Genomic DNA, 16961 nt, shown 5'->3' with positions numbered 1-16961 from the left:
GGAGTGCAGCTGACGGCAAATGCGAAGAAGCAGGCGGAGCAGCTGACGAAGCTTGGTTTCGACAAGTGCCCGATCTGCGTGGCGAAGACGCAGTACAGCTTTTCGGATGACGCGTCGTTGAAGGGAGCGCCGAAGGGATTCACGGTGACGGTGAGAAATCTGAAGATTTCGGCGGGAGCCGGATTCATCGTAGCGCTGACGGGCGATATCATGACCATGCCTGGTCTGCCGAAGGCGCCGGCAGCGGAGAAGATCGACGTGGATGAGAACGGAAAGATCAGCGGTCTGTTCTAAATTTAATGAAATTTGTAAAGAGTGGAGGAGATTCCCATGGAGTTTACCAAAGGAAGTTGTGAAGCATTCGTAGAGGTTTTGGCCTCCAAGGCCCCGGTTCCCGGAGGCGGCGGCGCGTCCTCACTGGTCGGCGCCATCGGCACGGCTCTCGGCAACATGGTCGGCAGCCTGACCCTTGGCAAAAAGAAATATGCGGATGTGCAGGACGACATCATTGCCCTGAAAGCAAAGGCGGATGCTCTGCAGATGGAACTGCTGGATCTGGTGCAGAAAGACGCCGAGATGTTCGAACCCCTCTCCAAGGCCTACGGCCTGCCAAAGGAGACCGAGGAGCAGAAGGCGGAGAAAGCACGCATCATGGAAGCTGCCTTGAAGGACGCCTGCAGCGTTCCGCTGTTGATCATGGAGAAATGCTGCGAGGCCATTGAGCTTCACAAAGAGTTTGCGGCAAAGGGATCGGCCCTTGCCATCAGCGACGTCGGCGTCGGCGTGGCCTGCTGCCGGGCGGCACTCCTGGGCGCCAGCCTCAATGTGTTCATCAACACCAAGTCCATGACGGACAAAGCTTATGCAGCGGAGATTAACGAGAAGGCGGAAGCGATGATCAGCAAATATGCGGCGATGGCGGATGCGATCTTCGCGGACGTCCGCGCACGGTTTAATTAGAGAGCGAAGGGATCGGAAACCTGGCGCTGCCATAATGCGGCGCCGGGGACGATCCGAAAAGGAGGAGATTCCCATGGCACAGGTATTGTTGGGAAAGGAAGTAAACGCTTCCTTAAATGAGAGAATTAAAGCGGATGCGGAGGCATTGAAGGCGAAAGGCATTCAGCCGGCTCTTGGCATCATCCGGGTCGGCGAGAGGGGAGACGACATCTCCTATGAGAAGGGCGCCATGAAGCGTTGCGCCACCCTCGGCGTGGAGGTCAAGCAGTATCTGCTTCCGGCCGATGTGACCCAGGAGACCCTGATGGCTACCATCGACGAAGTAAATCAGGATGATTCCATCCATGGCGTTTTGATGTTCCGCCCGCTGCCGAAGCATCTGGACGAGGAGGCATGCTGCCAGGCTCTGGATCCGGAGAAGGACGTGGACGGCATCACCGACGGCTCTATGGCCGGCGTTTTCACCGGTCAGAAGAAGGGATTTCCGCCCTGCACGCCTCAGGCCTGCATGGAAATCCTGGACCATTACCAGATTGACTGCAAAGGAAAGAAAGCGGTCGTGATCGGCCGCAGCCTGGTGGTCGGCAAGCCCGCCGCCATGATGCTGATCAAGAAAAACGCCACTGTGACCATCTGCCACACGAAGACTGTGGATATGCCGGCGGTCTGCCGGGAGGCGGATATCCTGATCGTGGCCGCGGGCCGCGCAGGCGTGGTGGACAAAGAATATTTTGCGCCGGGCCAGGTGGTCATCGATGTGGGTATCAATGTCAACGATGAGGGCAAGCTCTGCGGCGACGTAAAGTATGAGGACGCGGAAGCGATCGTCGGAGCGATCACGCCGGTTCCCGGCGGCGTCGGCACCGTGACCACCTCCGTTTTGGTAGGTCACGTGGTGGAAGCCGCGAAGAGAAAGTGCGGAAAGTAAAGACGAAACAAAGAGGGGATTGTCTCCAGCTGTCAATGAATGGCTGGAGACTTTTTTGTTTGATAGGAAATTCCTTTGGAATAGAAAACGCAAATATATACCAAGAATTCTCGGAAATGTGCTATACTATCCACGAGCGGCCGCGACTGCGGCCGCAGCACATCAGGAGGAGGTGTGGCGTTAGACATGGATCTTCATCACATTGAATATTTTCTGGAACTGGCAAGGCACGAGCATGTGGCGCTTACAGCGGATGTATTGAATATATCGCAGCCGGCGTTAAGCAAAAGTATTTCCACCCTGGAGACAGAGCTGGGGGTAAAGCTTTTTGACCGGGTCGGGCGCCGGATTAAGCTGAATAAGAACGGAAAAGCTTTTGTCCAGTATGCCGAACAGGCCATGAAGCTGCTGTCCATGGGGCAGATGTCGGCAAAGAGCATGTGCTATGAGTCCAACGGTTACATCAGCATCCATTGTTTTGCCTATGCGCCCATTATCATTCCCTGCGTCAGCGCCTATTCGGAGCTGAATCCCTATACAACTTTTTCCATCAGCCAGTGGCAAAGCTCCCGCGGGCAGGAGGGACAGGATCTTCCGGATTTTATCCTGCGGTCCTCTCAGGATCCGTATTTTTTGCAGAAGCGGAATCAGTTTTGGGTGCCCCAGCCCTTGTTTCAGGAAAAATATTGCCTGGTGTCTTCTGACTTGTATCAGCCGTTAAATTGGCAGCAGTGCGGGGAAAGCATTGATCTGGCGGAACTGAAAAATGCTTTTTTTATTACCATGACGCAAAAGGATAATTTTTTTAATGATGTGACCGATGAATTTTGCCAGGCGGCGGGTTTTCTTCCGAGGACTTATGCCAGAACCGACGATTTTGTGATTAAAATGAAAATGGTAGGCCAGGGGCGCGGAGTGGCTTTGATTCCGGAAGCCTGCCTGGAGGATGCGGAGGGCCTGGTTTCCGGACTGCGCCATTTTTCCCTGAAAAATGATGGCAGCGAACGCTGGCTGTACCTGCTGCGGCCGGGAAAATCCATGATGACCGAGGCGGCGCGGGATTTCTTTGAATTTGTACTGGACTATTATGAGATTGAGGAGTATGCCGGTAACTAAGGCCTGCTTCTCTCTTTCTTGCGTTCTATTTTTGCTTTTCCTCCCGCGTTCCGCGGGAATTTTTTTTTTTTTAATAACCGATTGGTTATCATATCATAGCACCGGGTTCATTGATTATTTTTTCATATGATTATATACTTTTTCTAACAAATGGCATGAAGAAACCGGTTTCCCACCTGCCATGAGTATTTGCATGGAGGCTGAAAGATTGAAGAATTTTAACCGTTTTGGCAATATGTTTCCGCCGGAGGAAGATATGCGAAGGCCTTATCTTCTAAACCGGCCGCCGTTTCGTATTGCCGGTAACCTGTATTTTGTGGGGAATGAGTGGTGCTCCTCCCATCTGATCGACACGGGAGAAGGGCTGATCCTCCTGGATACTCCCTGTGCCTCTGCGCTGCCCGGCCTGGTGAACAATATCTGGAGCCTTGGATTTTCTCTGGAGGACTTGAAGTATATTATCGTGTCCCATGCCCATACGGATCATTACGGCGCGGTGCGCGCTCTGGTACATATGACGGGGGCCAAAACCTTTCTAGGCGCGGTTGACGCGGAGGATATGCGAAAGCATCCGGATCGGATCGAGAAATTGAACCGGAACCTTGGACCCTATGAAGAAAGTTTTTGTCCCGATGTGGAACTTGCGGACGGGGATATTGTGGAGCTTGGGAATACCCGGATCCGCTGCGTTCTAACACCCGGCCATACGGTCGGCGTCATGTCCCATTTCTGGACGATGGAGCACGAAGGAAAAACACTGCGGGTGGGAATCTATGGCGGAGCAGGTTTCATCTCCCTGACGCGGGAGGCTCTAAAGGAGAACGGCCTGCCCCTCAGCATGCAGCAGACTTTCCTGAAATCCATCGAAAAAGTCTGGGATGAGCCGGTGGATTTAATGTTGGGGAATCATCCTTTTCATAACGACACCTTCCAGAAGTATGAACGGATGGTCCAGGGCGAGGAGAACCCCTTTATCGACAAGACAGAGTGGCGCCGGTTTTTACAGGAACTGAAAGACCGGTATCATGCTTTCTTGCTGAAGTCGGAGGAGGAGATTTTGAAGGAGAACGAGCACAGCCAGTGGTGCGTTTACTATCCGGTGTAAAAGCTTGGGAGATCCGTTTTACGCCAAATCCTTATGAGAAAGAAGGAGGAAAAGATGAAAGTCTTAAAATGGTTGGACAAACATCTGGAAGAAATGCTGTTGGTCATTCTTTTGGCTGCAATTGTCCTGGTCATGCTGTACCAGATTGTCAGGAGGTATTTGTTTAATTCTTCTCTGTCCTGGTCGGAAGAGTTCTGCCGCTACTGCTTTATCTGGTTTATGTTCGTTGCGTTTTCCTACAGTATCCGGCTGAAGTCGGATCTGCGGGTGGATGCGGTGCTGAATCTGCTGCCGGCGGGAGCGCGCCGCGGGCTGGAATGGTTTAACCTGATTCTCTGTCTGGCAGTGACGGCGTTTCTGTTCTACAGTTCCTTCGGCAGTGTAGCCTATGTGGCGAAAACCGGTGAGACCAGTACCGGTCTGCACCTGCCGTTTACCTATCTGTACGCATCAATGGTGGTTGGATTCGGTCTGGGAACCTTCCGCTATATTCAAAGGATCATCCTGGAAATAAAGGGGAAGAAAGAACCGAAGGAGGAACAGAAATGATAGGAGCATTAGGGGCATGCTTTATCGTCGGAATCGTCATTGGGCTTCCGTTGGTAATCGTGCTGATTCTGGCAACTTTGGCGCCTGGGATTGTCAACCCGGATTTTACGGGAAATGTCCAGTTCGTCCTGCGGGCCGTCATCGGCGGCGGTGACAATACAGGGATTTTGGCGGCGCCGCTGTTTATTCTATCCGGCATTATCATGGCAAAAGGCGGCATTTCCGAAAAGATTTTCAATATTTTTGCTTATTGGCTGGGGAGAGTCCGGGGCGGCATGCCTTGTGCCGTGGTGGTGACCTGTCTGTTTTACGGGGCGATTTCCGGTTCCGGAACCGCCACCTGCGCCGCGGTGGGAGCCATGACGATTCCGATTCTTCTGGAGCTGGGCTACGAAAAGAAATTTTCCGGCGCTCTGGTGGCGACGGCTTCGGGCCTGGGAGTCATCATTCCGCCCAGCATTCCCTTTATCATGTATGGTATGGCGACGGGCGTTTCCATCGGCAACATGTTTATCGCCGGTATCGTACCCGGCATCGTCATCGCCCTCTGTCTGATGGCGTATGCGGTGTATTACTGCATCCGTCACGGTGAAGACCGGGGAAAGATACAGGAAAAAGTGGAAAACCTCCAAAAGATCGGTTTTGGAGCGCTGATGAAAGATGGAATCTGGGCGGTGCTGACGCCGGTGATTCTGCTGGGAGGAATCTACTCCGGCATCGTCACCACCACGGAGGTGGCCTGCGTTTCCGTTGTGTATTCCCTGATCATCTCGATCTTTGTCTATAAGACGGTAAAGCCATCCAAAATCATTTATATGTTTGCGGAGGCCTGCCGGGCGCTGGCTCCTCTGGGTCTGATGATAGCGGTGGCCACGGCTTTCGGCCGGGTGCTGACGCTGCTCCAGGTTCCTTCCATGCTTTCCAATTTTATCGTGGAAAACTTTGGTTCTAAGACTGTGGTGCTGCTGATGATGAACCTGGTGCTGCTTTTGATTGGCATGGTGATGGATACCGGCCCGGCCCTGATGATCCTTTCCCCGATGCTGCTTCCGATGGCGACGCAGCTGGGCATCGATCCGGTCCACCTGGGAATCATCATGGTGGTCAACATGGCGGTCGGCTTTGTCACCCCTCCGTTTGGAATGACCCTATTTGTGGCGAGCCCAATCTGCGGCGCGCCGCCGATGAGTATCGGAAAGACGGCGATCCCATTTATCGGTACGTTCCTGGTGGCGCTGCTTTTGATTACCTTCGTTCCGGCAATCAGTCTCTGTCTGCTGTAAATTTGTTCGATCAATCGTCTGTCCGGAAATTGAGCCCGGGCAGACCAACGATAACCATAAAAAGGAGAAGAAAAGATGAAGATGAAAAAATTGGCAGCTCTTGGTATGGCTGCACTGATGACCCTGTCTATGACCGCTTGCGGAGGGGATTCAAAGACAACCACGGCGGCTGCGGCAGGCGGGGCTACCACAGCGGCGGCAGGAACCACGGCCGCGGTGGGCGGCGGATCTCAGGCCGCCGGCGAGGCGAAAGATCCGTCGGGTCTGGCGGCGGCAGAGTTTCTGACTGGGACCTTTACCGCCCTTCCCGCAGATGGGGAGACGGTGAATCTGACCCTGGGACATGCGGGAACGGAAAGCTCCACAGCCCATGGCCTCTGTCTGGCTTTTAAGGAAGCTCTGGAATTTTACAGCGATGGAAAGATGACGGTGACGATTTACCCCAACAGTCAGATGGGAAGCGATGCGGAGATGATTTCTTCCTGCCTGGCAGGCGATCTGGATATTGTACCGCAGGCAGGCTCTGTGCACCTGTCCTTTGTACCGGAAGCCGCGATTTTTGACACGCCTTTCCTGACGGCCGGATACAGCGCCGAGAAGCTGACGGAGGTCTGTATTGACAGTGAATTCCGCGATATGTATAATGAGTTAAATGAGAAGGCCGGATTAAAGCTGCTTCAGCTTAAGGTGGTGGACTCCATGAACCTGACCTCCAACAAAGCGGTTCATTCCCTGGCGGATCTGAAGGGGCTGAAAATCCGTACCGCCCAGTCCGAATCCCGGATGGCGTTCTGGTCTGCCCTGGGAGCCAACCCGACTCCTCTTGCTTTCAGCGAGCTGTATATGGCCCTGCAAAACGGCACAGTGGATGCCCAGGATAATATTTGGGAGAACGCAGTGACTTCCGGAGCGGCGGAGCAGCAGAAATATCTGATCCCCACCGAGCATATGATGCCGAGCATGGAATGGTCCATGAACAAGGAAAAATTTGATTCCCTGCCCGCCGAGTATCAGAGCTTGATCATGGAGATTTCCAAGGCCATCAACGCCTACGATTTTAGCATCTCCGTTACCAACAGCGAGGGATATTATAACCAGTTAGTCAATGAGTACAAGCTGGAGGTCTGCGAGGTCAGCGGCGAGTTCCGGGAAGAGATGAAGACGGCGGCCGCCGACTCGATCCAGAAGGTTCACGATTCGGTCGGCAACGAGGCTCTCTATGAGACGTTGGAGAAATGCCTGAAACAGTAAAACAGGCGAAAAAAGATCGGTAATTTCCCAGGCGTCCGGAGTTTTGACAGAAATTCCGGGCGCCTGATTTTGTTATCAGGAGGAAGAAAATGGCAAATTATCAGCTGGGGCCGGAATTTCAGAACTGGGATTCCAAGGAGAACTGGGAGTCGATTCAAAATTGGCAGCCGCCGGAGGATCTTCGGATCATCTACCGCACAGTGCCGGGGCCGGAGGAGAACCAGGAAATCGAAATTAAGATTTACCTCCCCAAAGAGGCGGCGGGCCCCCTGCCCATGATCATGAATATTCACGGCGGAGGATGGGTGGCGGGAACCTATGAGAATGACAATACCCGTGTCGCCCATCTGGCACTGGAGGTACCCGCGGTGGTGGTTTCGCTGAATTACCGGCTGGCCCCCGCGCATGTGTTTCCGGACGCCTTGATGGACTGTGTTCAGGTCTGGAACTGGATGCGTGACCATGCGGATGAGCTGGGAGGAGATCCGGAAAAGATGGGGCTTTACGGCACCAGCGCCGGGGGAAACCTATGCGCGGGACTTGCTTTTTACGTCCGCGACAATGGCGGCCCCAGGATTGCTCTCAGCGTGCTGAACACGCCGGCTCTCGGCCTTGGCCCTTCCCTGTCGGCGGAGCAGATGCGGTTTGACGCCGCTTTGCTGTCCGGACAGGATCTGGCCCAGGGCGTCCGGGTTTATCTGGGCGGATTGAAGGGAAAAGATCCCTCCTATTATGCGGTGCCCAATGTGGCGCGGGATTTCTCCGGGCTTCCTCCCACGTTTTTGATCGCTGCGGAATGCGATCCGCTCCGGGATGAGAGCCTGGAATACATGGCTCATCTGCTTCGGGAGGCGATCCCGGTGGAGCTGCACTTGATTCCCGGAGCCCTTCACGGGTTCAACGCTGTTTTGACCCCTACGGCCCAATGGCTGAACGAGGGGATTGTGAGAGCCTATCAAAGAGAATTCTTTTGGCGGATTTAGGTTTTTGATTCCTCTGACGCGGGACTGCTCTGGCCGGATAAGCTTTCCTGAAAGGCGGCCAGCAGCTCTTTCTGGCGGGCGGTCAAATTCCTTGGAATCCGCACATTCAGCGTCACGTACTGATCCCCTCTGCCTCCGATCTTCACCGGGCGGGGCAGACCGCGGCCCGGCAGGCGGATTCGCTTTGCACAGTCGGTGCCAGGCGCGATGGGCCACTCGATCTCTCCCTCCAAAGTAGGGAGCCTCAATGTCCCGCCCAACACCAGATCCGCGTAGCCGGCGGTGACCTGGGTGAACAGGTGATAGCCTTTCCTTGTGAAGCCCGGCTCATCTGCGATCAGGATAAACACGTAAATTTCCCGTTCAAAGACACCGGACGCCGCAAGCTCTTTTTTCAGCGTTTCGGAGTCCAGCACTTCCTCCAGCGGCAGATAGAGCTTTTCATAAGCCCCGGCCGGGATGCGGACCGGCAGGTTCCAGATTTTTTTGAGAACCCCGGTTCCGTGGCAGCGGCCGCAGGAGGCGGCCGGAATCTTCCCGGTCCCATGACAGCGGCTGCAAAAAATTTCTGTTTCCCGTTTTTCGCCCCAGACGGTCTCGTAGACACGGCGGTAGCCGGTGCCCAGACAGTCGGGGCAATTTTTAGTTTTCTCCCCGCCGGTGCCGTTGCAGTCCGGACAGGGAATTTTTTGTTCATAGACGGCTTCCTTTTTGACCTCCTGGAGCGTCTCCCGAAGGGTCAAGGTTACGCCGAGGCGGATGCTCTTGGGGGGCGGACCTTCCTCGGCGGCCTGGTTTTCCTGTCCTTCTTCACAGGCGCCGCAATGGCCGTCTTTCGTTTTGCGTTCTTCCCGGCCGCTTTGTTTTGCGCGGCTTTTGCGGCTCCGGTTCTGGCCCCCGGCACTTCGAAAAGCGGTGTGTCCCATGGAATTATATTGCCTTCTGGACTCCTCGTCGGAGAGCACGGCGTAAGCCTCGGAGATTTCCTGGAAAGCCCGGTTGGTTTCCGGATCGTCCTTGGAGGCGTCCGGGTGAAACTGTTTGGCCAGCTTTCGGTAAGCCCGTTTGATCTCGTCCGGCGCCGCGTCGGGGCGGACGCCTAGGATCTGATAGTAATCTTTCATGGATGATTTCCCTGCCTTGCTGTTGGAGAGGTTCCGTATTTCTGTTTTCATCATAGCACAGGGAAGGAGAAAACAAAAGGTTTTCCGGGGATTTCCAGGCTGTCCTATTGACAGGGAGAGGTTCGGAACCTAAAATAGAAGAAAGCTTAGGGGAGGCTGAAATGATGGGGAAAAATATGGGGAGACTAGGAAGAAAAGGGATTGCCGCCTTGCTGGCGATTGCGCTGGTATTTCAGACAGGGTAGGTTTCCGGAGAGAGCTCTGGCGGAGTCCGGGGATTTGTGCAGCGCCTGTATCAAGTGGTGTTAAACCGGGAGCCGGATGAAGGAGGCCTTCAAAATTGGATCGAGGCGGAGCAAAAGGGATCCAGCCGGGACAACATCTGACGATAACGACGATCTGAGATAGAAAGGAAAAAATCCAATATGCAGGATAAAATAAAAACTCCAAAAGCTGAGGAGAAAGAGGGTGGAATCGCTCCCGATATCAACACTCTGGGAGGGGCAGAGGAATTGGCCAGAACAGGAAAAGCACGGACTCCGGCTCTTCCGGGAGACAGCGGGGCGCACATCCACGCAGACGGCGTAGTTCACACCCATGTGTCCCCGGACGGCACGGTGCACACCCATACCCATTCTCACGAGCACACCCGCGCGGTGTTAAACCGGCTGTCCCGTGCGATCGGGCACCTGGAGTCCATCAAGCGGATGGTGGAGGACGGGAGAGACTGCTCGGAGGTATTGATCCAGCTGGCCGCTGTGCGCTCCGCTCTCGGAAACACGGGGAAAGTGATCCTGGAAGACCACATCAACCACTGCATTGTGGATGCGGTTGAGTCCGGGGATATGGAGGCCATAGAGGAACTGAATAAAGCAATTTCCTATTTTATCAAATAGACCTTAGAAAGAGGAATTCATGTCAGAGTTTTTACCGATCAACCGAAAGGAAATGGAAGAGAGGGGATGGCCGGAGGTGGACTTCGTCTATGTGTGCGGGGACGCCTATGTGGACCACCCCTCTTTTGGCCATGCTATCATCACCCGCCTGTTGGAGTCCAGGGGATACCGGGTGGGCATTTTGGCTCAGCCCGACTGGAAAAAGGAAGAGGCGATCCGGGAATTTGGCCGGCCGAGGCTGGCTTTTTTGGTGTCCGCCGGAAATATGGATTCCATGGTGAACCACTATTCGGTATCCCGGCGGCACCGGCAGACCGATGCCTATTCTCCGGGCGGCGTCATGGGGAAACGGCCGGACCGGGCGGTGGTGGTCTATGGAAACTGGATCCGGCGGAACTATCCCGACGCGCCGATCGTGCTGGGCGGGATTGAGGCCAGTCTGAGACGCTTGGCTCACTATGACTATTGGTCCGACAGTCTCAGAAAATCTGTGCTTTTGGACGCCCAGGCGGATTTGATTTCCTACGGGATGGGGGAGCGTTCGATCCTGGAGATCGCGGAAGCCCTGGATTCCGGCTTAGCAGTCTCGGATCTGACCTATATTCCTGGCACGGTGTATCAGCGCTCTTTTATAGACGAAGGGATTGAGGGGATTCGTCTTCCTTCCTACGAAAAACTTCAGGAAGATAAGCGGGCGTATGCTGAAAGCTTTGCCGTTCAGTACGCCAACACGGATCCGTTTTCCGGACGGCCCCTAATTGAAGCTTACGGGAAAAAACGGTTTGTGGTACAGAATCCTCCGTCAAAGCCTTTGACGAGGCAGGAACTGGACGATATCTACGCGCTTCCTTATTGCCGGACCTGGCATCCCTCCTATGATGCGGAGGGAGGAATCCCGGCGATTCAGGAGGTAAAATTCAGCCTGATCAGCAGCCGGGGATGCTTCGGCGGGTGCAGTTTTTGTGCGCTGACCTTTCATCAGGGCCGGATCGTTCAGGCACGGAGTCAGGAATCCCTGCTAAGCGAGGCAAGGCAGATGCTGGAGGATCCGGATTTTAAGGGATATATCCATGATGTGGGCGGGCCGACGGCGAATTTCCGGCAGCCCGGCTGTGCGAAGCAGGAAAAAGCAGGAGTCTGTCCGGACAGGCAATGCCTGTTTCCGAAGCCGTGCCCGAACCTACAGGTAGATCACAAGGACTATCTTTCGCTCCTGAAAAAGCTTCGGGAACTGCCCGGCGTCAAGAAGGTATTTATCCGCTCAGGCATCCGCTTTGACTATGTGATGGCAGACCCGGACGATTCCTTTCTCTGGGAGCTCTGCCGTTACCACGTCAGCGGCCAGCTGAAAGTGGCTCCGGAACACGTTTCTCCCCGCGTCCTGCGGTTGATGGGAAAGCCGGAGCACGCGGTCTACGAAGCGTTTTCGGAGAAATTCCGCAAGGTAAATCAGACGCTTGGAAAAAAGCAGTATCTCATTCCGTACCTGATTTCGTCCCATCCGGGTTCCACCTTGCAGGACGGTGTGGCGCTGGCGGAGTGCATCCGGGATATGGGATATATGCCGGAGCAGGTGCAGGATTTCTATCCGACGCCTTCGACGATCTCCACCTGCATGTACTATACGGGACTGGATCCGCGGACCATGGAGCCGGTGCCGGTGTGTCGGGATCCCCACGAAAAGGCGATGCAGAGGGCCCTAATCCAGTACCGGGATCCGAAGCTTTACCCTCTGGTGGCGGAAGCGCTGGAGCGGGCCGGGCGCACGGATCTGATCGGATTCGGAAAAGAATGCCTGATCCGGCCAAAAGATAGGCGCGAGGGGCCGCGGCCTGCTTCCTGGAAGAAGGAGAGCATGCCGGGAAAAGGCAGGCCGAAAGAGAAAGGGACGGGGGAAAAGCTTGAGCAGAACCCGAAAAGAAAGAAAAAAGTGATCCGGAATGTACACAAGAAGAAGGGATAATAGTTGTCAGGAACCAATCTTTGTGCTATACTAACCGAGAATATCCTCCGGCGCAGGGGGAAAGAATAGTAAGGAAGGTTTCGAATGGCAGAATCATTAGCAAATTGGTTTATTCAGGCTCTGGGAGGAATGCCGCCGGAGCTGATCATTTTTATCATCTCTATGGTCCCGATCCTGGAGCTTCGCGGCGGATTGATCGCGGCGGCGGTGCTGGGCGTTCCGATCGTACCGGCGATCGTGATCTGCCTGATCGGCAATATGATTCCGATCCCGTTCATCCTGCTGCTGATCACTCCGATCTTCGACTGGCTGAAGCGGACGAAGCTGCTCCGCCCCCTGGTGGAAAAGCTGGAGCGGAAAGCTATGAGCAAGAGCGATAAGATCCAAAAGTATGAATTTGTCGGCCTGATGCTTTTTGTCGGAGTCCCTCTTCCCGGAACGGGAGCCTGGACCGGCGCTTTGATCGCTTCGCTTTTGGATATCCGGGAGAAGAAGGCGTTTCTGGCGATCTGTCTCGGCCTTTTGATGGCCACGGTGATCATGTGCGTGATTTCCTATCTGATCCCTTATCTGGTACAGAATGTGTTTTAAGCGCCCTTTGATCTGCCGGTTTGCAGCTCCGGAAGTGATTTCCCGTCACTGCGAGAACGGGAAAACAGATGATTTAGGACGGAAAGGGCAAGAGGGAATACTCGTTTGCTAAAAAGGAGGCTTTTGATTTCTGCGGGATATCAAAAGCCTTTTTCATCGGCAGTTCCATCGTGGGACCGTTGGGTTCCGGCGAATGTCATCGGAGCGTATCTGGCGTCCACCTGTGTGCAGCTCTTCCTTTTTTTTAAATCCGGTTCCATCTTTTCTTGATCCGCATAAACTATGATATGAGGAATCTGGAAAGGATGAAACGATGGATTTTGATGAGGAAGACTATGGCTTGATTGCGGATGACAGCGAAGGAAGAGCGGCCGGTCCCTATTCGCGGGTGCGTTTCCTCCATGGAGCGACCGGCTATGGACCGATGAATATTACCATCGACGATATGGGGGTCCAGCAGCTGGAATTCGGCACGGCTTCCCGGTTTGAAAACGTGCCGGACGGCTTTGCCATGGTGACGATCACCAGCAGCCGGATGCCGCGGATCGCGCTTTGCCGCCGGAATCTGCTATTCCCGGCCGGCAGTATCTTGACTCTGGTCATTGTCAACAGCCAGAGCGGAATTGACTTAAAGATCGTGCCGGAGCTGTAAAACGTGCGCTTCGGCGCGCCGGAAAGGACGAAGCATGACGAAAGAAATCTGGAAGCCGGGCAATATGATTTACCCGGTTCCTGCGGTACTGGTATCGATGAAAGGGCCGGACGGCCGGGACAATATCGTGACGGTGGCCTGGACCGGGACCATCTGCACGAACCCGGCCATGGCCTATATTTCGCTGCGGCCCTCCCGCTTTTCCTATGCTTTGATCCGGGAGAGCGGGGAGTTCGCAATCAATCTGACCACCGAGTCTTTGGCGTTCGCCACGGACTACTGCGGGGTAAAGTCTGGCCGGGATGTGGACAAGTTCAAAAAGATGAAACTGACCCGTGAAAAAGCGTCTCAGATCGGGGCGCCTCTGATTGGCGAGAGCCCGGTCAATATCGAATGCAAAGTGCGGGAGATCCATCCCTATGGCTCCCACCACATGTTTGTGGCGGACGTGCTTGCCGTCCAGGCGGACAAAGCGTATCTGGACGCGGCGGGAAAATTTGATCTGGGCAAGGCCGGGGTGATTGCCTACAGTCATGGGGAATACTACTGTCTGGGAAAAAAGCTGGGGAAATTTGGCTGGAGTGTAAAAAAAGGAAAAGGCAAGTAAATCGCTGCCGCAGCCGGCGCAGAGGAGGAAACTTTTATGATGAGAAATCCGGAACAAACCATTGGAAACTTGGTGGACAAAGTATCGGCGCCTGTGATCAGCTACATCGACGGAGAGGGCTACCCGGTCAGCAGGGCGATGCTGGCTCCGAGAGAGAGGGAGGGAATCCGGACCTTCTGGTTTACCACTAATACATCGTCCAATAAGGTGAAATTTTACCGGGAGAATCCCAAGGCGAGCGTTTATTTCTGTGACCGCCGGTTTTACCGCGGAGTCTGCCTGTCCGGCACCGTCGAGGTATTGGAGACGCCGGAGGCAAAGGAGAGGATCTGGCGGGAGGGCGACACCATGTACTATCCGGCCGGAGTTACGGATCCCGACTACTGTGTGTTGAAGTTTACCGCGGTGAAAGGCAGATATTACAGCAACTTCCATTCGGAAGACTTTGTCATTTCAAAGTAGTCCGGCAACCTTTCCAAAATGTAATATTGGGCGGGGGAATGTAAGCCAAAACGATGGCAGAGCATTCCTCCCTTTTGTTATAATGAGGTTGCTTTTCCAGGAAGGAGGAATTTGTTTTGCTCATCTTTATAAAACCTCTGCATCGGATCAAAAGAGTCTTCGGCCCAGTTTCCGGCCGGCCAAAGGATGGTGAAGAAACATGAAGTTTGGATTTTATCCCAAATTAGCTTTGACGGGCATCGCCAAAAACCGAAAGCTGTACTTTCCCTATATCCTGACATCGATCGGGATGGTGATGATGTTATATATCGTTTCCTTTTTGACCTACAATGAAACAGTGGCCGCCATGCCGGGAGGCGATACCATCCAGGGAATACTTACCCTGGGCTGCTGGGTGATCAGCGCCTTTTCCGTGATCTTTTTGTTTTACACCAACTCTTTTTTGATCCGCAGAAGGAAGAAGGAATTCGGCCTGTATAATATTCTCGGCATGGGAAAAGGGAACCTGGCAAGAATACAGGTCTGGGAGACTCTGACCATTGCGTTTTTTTCCCTGACCGCCGGTCTGTTCTGCGGCGTGCTGTTATCTAAGCTGGCTGAGCTTTGCATGGCCAAGGTGCTGGGAGCGGAGGCCAGTCTGACTTTTACGATTTCACGAAATTCGATTCGGCTTACCTTGACGGTATTTACTGTGATCTTTATCCTGATCCTTGTAAACGCGCTGCGCCAGATCCACATGGCAAATCCGGTGGAGCTGCTGCAAAGTGAGGCGGCCGGAGAAAAGCCGCCGAGGGCCAATTGGATTCTGGCGGTTCTGGGCGTAGGGATGCTGGCGATTGCCTACTATCTGGCCGTTTCCATCCAACAGCCGTTATCCGCCATGCTCTGGTTTTTTATTGCGGTACTCCTGGTGATTTTCGGCACGTATCTGCTCTTTATTGCCGGTTCCGTGGCGGTTTGCCGTATTTTGAAACGGAAAAAGAAATATTATTACCAGACCAATCACTTTATTTCGGTGTCTTCCATGACTTATCGGATGAAGCGCAACGGAGCTGGTTTAGCTTCCATCTGCATCCTTTCTACTATGGTGCTGGTGATGCTGTCCTCCACCTCCTGCCTTTATCTGGGGGCCGAGGACAGCCTGCGTTCCCGGTATCCGCGGAATATTGTGGTGGATACGTATTCCGATGCCCCCCAATATGCGGATCCGGTTCATGAAGTGATCGGCCGGGTTCTGAAAGAAAAAGGACAGCAGGCTGAAAATGTGCTGCATTACCGTTTCTTGGAGCTTGCGGCATATCTGGATGGGAATCAGCTTTTTCTGGAAAACGATGGAATCTACACCTTCCAGATTTCATCTTATACGGATGTCTGGCAATTATTTATCGTCCCCTTGGAGGATTATAACCGGTTGATGGGGGAGGAAAAATCCCTTGAAGAGGGGGAGGCCCTGCTCTACACTACCAAGTCGGTTTATACGTATGATACGATTGCTTTGGAAGATGCCAAAACTCTGAGAGTAAAAGAAGTGGTCCCAGATTTTGTGGATAACGGCACGGATGCGATGCAGGTGGTACCCTCTCTCTTCCTCTTTGTGCCGGATATCGAAGAGATGAGGACAACACTGGCCGGGCTGGGCGAGAAGTACGGAGGAAACCGGACCGTTAGTCACGATTATTACGGCTTTGACCTGGCCGGAAACGATGAAGTGCAGAGGTCGGTTTCCGGGCGGATCAAAGAAGAAATCCGTCAGCTTCAGACCAATGCGGAATCATTTCCCCACGTATCCTGTGAGGGCGTTGCGGAGGAGCGCGAAGGTTTTTACGGCCTGTACGGCGGATTGTTTTTCCTGGGAATTCTGCTTGCCATCGTGTTTATCTGCGGAGCGGTTTTGATCATGTATTATAAACAGATCAGCGAAGGCTATGAAGATCAGGCCAGATTCGAGATCCTGAAAAAGGTAGGCATGACGAGGAGGGAAATTAAGAAGAGTATCAATTCCCAGATCCTGACTGTGTTTTTCCTGCCGCTTTTGACCGCAGGCGTGCATGTGGCCTTTGCGTTCCCCATGATCGCCAAGATGTTGATGCTGTTCAGTGTCACCAACACCAAATTTTTGATTTTGGTGACCGCCGGCTGCTACCTGGTCTTTGCCCTGTGCTATGTGCTGGTTTACCGGGCTACCTCCTATGTTTATTATGGGATTGTCAGCGGAGGAAGGGAGAAGAACCGCGAGTTTGGCTCATAAAAATAGGGAGAAGAATGGAAAGAGCGTTGTGGTCAGAGGAACTGGTCGGCGTGGGAAGCTAAAATCATCGTGCAGGAATAAAGAAAATAAAAATTTGATTGAAAGAAGAACAGTAGGTTCGAGAAAATCTACTGTTCTTTTTTTGGTTCATATAAAAATCCAGATAAAGATATCTAAAGAAATATATATCAAAGAACAGATGATGTGTAGAACAAAGGGGTATTAGACAAAAGAGTGGCAATA

19 protein-coding genes are annotated in these 16961 nt (G+C 53.5%); 18 read left to right on the top strand and 1 reads right to left on the bottom strand.

What is annotated here, in order from left to right; genetic code table 11:
• From MUB23_RS16850 to MUB23_RS16810, 9 genes are all read left to right on the top strand, one after another.
• On the top strand, positions 1 to 294 hold a 294-nt coding region (locus MUB23_RS16850), incomplete at its 5' end, for a formate--tetrahydrofolate ligase (protein WP_244799672.1).
• 36 nt (positions 295 to 330) lie between these two features.
• Positions 331 to 960: a cyclodeaminase/cyclohydrolase family protein gene (locus MUB23_RS16845; RefSeq protein ID WP_244801913.1), complete on the top strand. Its 630-nt coding sequence runs from the start codon at positions 331 to 333 to the stop codon at positions 958 to 960.
• A 73-nt stretch (positions 961 to 1033) separates the two neighbouring features.
• Positions 1034 to 1888 (top strand): bifunctional 5,10-methylenetetrahydrofolate dehydrogenase/5,10-methenyltetrahydrofolate cyclohydrolase, encoded by an 855-nt coding sequence (locus tag MUB23_RS16840; RefSeq protein WP_244801912.1) that lies wholly within the window; start codon positions 1034 to 1036, stop codon positions 1886 to 1888.
• Between the two features lie 174 nt (positions 1889 to 2062).
• Positions 2063 to 3004 carry a LysR family transcriptional regulator gene (locus tag MUB23_RS16835; RefSeq protein ID WP_244801911.1) on the top strand — a complete coding sequence of 314 codons (942 nt, stop codon included), beginning with the start codon at positions 2063 to 2065 and terminating at the stop codon, positions 3002 to 3004.
• A gap of 208 nt (positions 3005 to 3212) precedes the next feature.
• Complete coding sequence (locus MUB23_RS16830) at positions 3213 to 4109, top strand: MBL fold metallo-hydrolase (RefSeq protein ID WP_244801910.1); 897 nt, start codon at positions 3213 to 3215, stop codon at positions 4107 to 4109.
• Positions 4110 to 4163: 54 nt separating this feature from the next.
• The gene (locus MUB23_RS16825; protein WP_244801909.1) at positions 4164 to 4658 is read left to right on the top strand and encodes a TRAP transporter small permease; all 495 of its coding nucleotides are present in this window, start codon (positions 4164 to 4166) and stop codon (positions 4656 to 4658) included.
• Positions 4655 to 5941: a TRAP transporter large permease gene (locus MUB23_RS16820; RefSeq protein WP_244801908.1), complete on the top strand. Its 1287-nt coding sequence runs from the start codon at positions 4655 to 4657 to the stop codon at positions 5939 to 5941. The genes MUB23_RS16825 and MUB23_RS16820 overlap by 4 nt, the downstream gene beginning before the upstream one ends.
• Before the next feature lie 75 nt (positions 5942 to 6016).
• Positions 6017 to 7192, top strand: a complete 1176-nt coding sequence (locus MUB23_RS16815; protein ID WP_244801907.1) for a TRAP transporter substrate-binding protein — start codon at positions 6017 to 6019, stop codon at positions 7190 to 7192.
• Between the two features lie 89 nt (positions 7193 to 7281).
• Entirely contained in the window at positions 7282 to 8175 is an 894-nt protein-coding gene (locus MUB23_RS16810) for an alpha/beta hydrolase (protein WP_244801906.1), read from the top strand.
• Here the strand turns inward: MUB23_RS16810 and MUB23_RS16805 are convergent.
• The gene (locus tag MUB23_RS16805; RefSeq protein WP_244801905.1) at positions 8172 to 9299 is read right to left on the bottom strand and encodes a DnaJ domain-containing protein; all 1128 of its coding nucleotides are present in this window, start codon (positions 9297 to 9299) and stop codon (positions 8172 to 8174) included. The two genes, MUB23_RS16810 and MUB23_RS16805, sit on opposite strands and share 4 nt — an antisense overlap.
• A gap of 281 nt (positions 9300 to 9580) precedes the next feature.
• Between MUB23_RS16805 and MUB23_RS20155 the strand changes: the two genes are divergently transcribed.
• From MUB23_RS20155 to MUB23_RS16765, 9 genes are all read left to right on the top strand, one after another.
• A complete protein-coding gene (locus tag MUB23_RS20155; RefSeq protein WP_442874117.1) occupies positions 9581 to 9685 on the top strand; it encodes a DUF4214 domain-containing protein in 105 nt (34 codons plus the stop codon).
• A 183-nt stretch (positions 9686 to 9868) separates the two neighbouring features.
• Positions 9869 to 10195, top strand: a complete 327-nt coding sequence (locus MUB23_RS20070) for a metal-sensing transcriptional repressor (RefSeq protein WP_442874121.1) — start codon at positions 9869 to 9871, stop codon at positions 10193 to 10195.
• Positions 10196 to 10214: 19 nt separating this feature from the next.
• Positions 10215 to 12158 (top strand): YgiQ family radical SAM protein, encoded by a 1944-nt coding sequence (locus MUB23_RS16795; RefSeq protein ID WP_244801904.1) that lies wholly within the window; start codon positions 10215 to 10217, stop codon positions 12156 to 12158.
• A gap of 84 nt (positions 12159 to 12242) precedes the next feature.
• A complete protein-coding gene (locus tag MUB23_RS16790) occupies positions 12243 to 12749 on the top strand; it encodes a COG2426 family protein (RefSeq protein ID WP_244801903.1) in 507 nt (168 codons plus the stop codon).
• A gap of 313 nt (positions 12750 to 13062) precedes the next feature.
• The gene (locus MUB23_RS16785; protein ID WP_244801902.1) at positions 13063 to 13401 is read left to right on the top strand and encodes a DUF4397 domain-containing protein; all 339 of its coding nucleotides are present in this window, start codon (positions 13063 to 13065) and stop codon (positions 13399 to 13401) included.
• A 34-nt stretch (positions 13402 to 13435) separates the two neighbouring features.
• The gene (locus MUB23_RS16780) at positions 13436 to 14008 is read left to right on the top strand and encodes a flavin reductase family protein (protein WP_244801901.1); all 573 of its coding nucleotides are present in this window, start codon (positions 13436 to 13438) and stop codon (positions 14006 to 14008) included.
• A 39-nt stretch (positions 14009 to 14047) separates the two neighbouring features.
• Complete coding sequence (locus MUB23_RS16775; protein WP_244801918.1) at positions 14048 to 14470, top strand: pyridoxamine 5'-phosphate oxidase family protein; 423 nt, start codon at positions 14048 to 14050, stop codon at positions 14468 to 14470.
• Positions 14471 to 14669: 199 nt separating this feature from the next.
• Positions 14670 to 16718: an ABC transporter permease gene (locus MUB23_RS16770; RefSeq protein WP_244801900.1), complete on the top strand. Its 2049-nt coding sequence runs from the start codon at positions 14670 to 14672 to the stop codon at positions 16716 to 16718.
• Positions 16708 to 16944: a hypothetical protein gene (locus MUB23_RS16765; RefSeq protein ID WP_244801899.1), complete on the top strand. Its 237-nt coding sequence runs from the start codon at positions 16708 to 16710 to the stop codon at positions 16942 to 16944. The genes MUB23_RS16770 and MUB23_RS16765 overlap by 11 nt, the downstream gene beginning before the upstream one ends.
• Positions 16945 to 16961 lie beyond the last annotated feature (17 nt).

Source organism: Cuneatibacter sp. NSJ-177 (assembly GCF_022867805.1).
Lineage (GTDB): Bacteria > Bacillota > Clostridia > Lachnospirales > Lachnospiraceae > Pseudolachnospira.
Note: the sequence above shows the minus strand (reverse complement) of the source record. Positions and strands in the feature narration are given on the sequence as shown.

Excerpts from the sequence above, each read along its gene's own strand:
- MUB23_RS16845 (WP_244801913.1), top strand. The coding sequence starts at position 331 with ATGGAGTTTACCAAAGGAAGTTGTGAAGCATTCGTAGAGGTTTTGGCC.
- MUB23_RS16840 (WP_244801912.1), top strand. The coding sequence starts at position 1,034 with ATGGCACAGGTATTGTTGGGAAAGGAAGTAAACGCTTCCTTAAATGAG.
- MUB23_RS16825 (WP_244801909.1), top strand. The coding sequence starts at position 4,164 with ATGAAAGTCTTAAAATGGTTGGACAAACATCTGGAAGAAATGCTGTTG.
- MUB23_RS16820 (WP_244801908.1), top strand. The coding sequence starts at position 4,655 with ATGATAGGAGCATTAGGGGCATGCTTTATCGTCGGAATCGTCATTGGG.
- MUB23_RS16815 (WP_244801907.1), top strand. The coding sequence starts at position 6,017 with ATGAAGATGAAAAAATTGGCAGCTCTTGGTATGGCTGCACTGATGACC.
- MUB23_RS16810 (WP_244801906.1), top strand. The coding sequence starts at position 7,282 with ATGGCAAATTATCAGCTGGGGCCGGAATTTCAGAACTGGGATTCCAAG.
- MUB23_RS16805 (WP_244801905.1), bottom strand. The coding sequence starts at position 9,299 with ATGAAAGATTACTATCAGATCCTAGGCGTCCGCCCCGACGCGGCGCCG.
- MUB23_RS16795 (WP_244801904.1), top strand. The coding sequence starts at position 10,215 with ATGTCAGAGTTTTTACCGATCAACCGAAAGGAAATGGAAGAGAGGGGA.
- MUB23_RS16790 (WP_244801903.1), top strand. The coding sequence starts at position 12,243 with ATGGCAGAATCATTAGCAAATTGGTTTATTCAGGCTCTGGGAGGAATG.
- MUB23_RS16785 (WP_244801902.1), top strand. The coding sequence starts at position 13,063 with ATGGATTTTGATGAGGAAGACTATGGCTTGATTGCGGATGACAGCGAA.
- MUB23_RS16780 (WP_244801901.1), top strand. The coding sequence starts at position 13,436 with ATGACGAAAGAAATCTGGAAGCCGGGCAATATGATTTACCCGGTTCCT.
- MUB23_RS16775 (WP_244801918.1), top strand. The coding sequence starts at position 14,048 with ATGAGAAATCCGGAACAAACCATTGGAAACTTGGTGGACAAAGTATCG.
- MUB23_RS16770 (WP_244801900.1), top strand. The coding sequence starts at position 14,670 with ATGAAGTTTGGATTTTATCCCAAATTAGCTTTGACGGGCATCGCCAAA.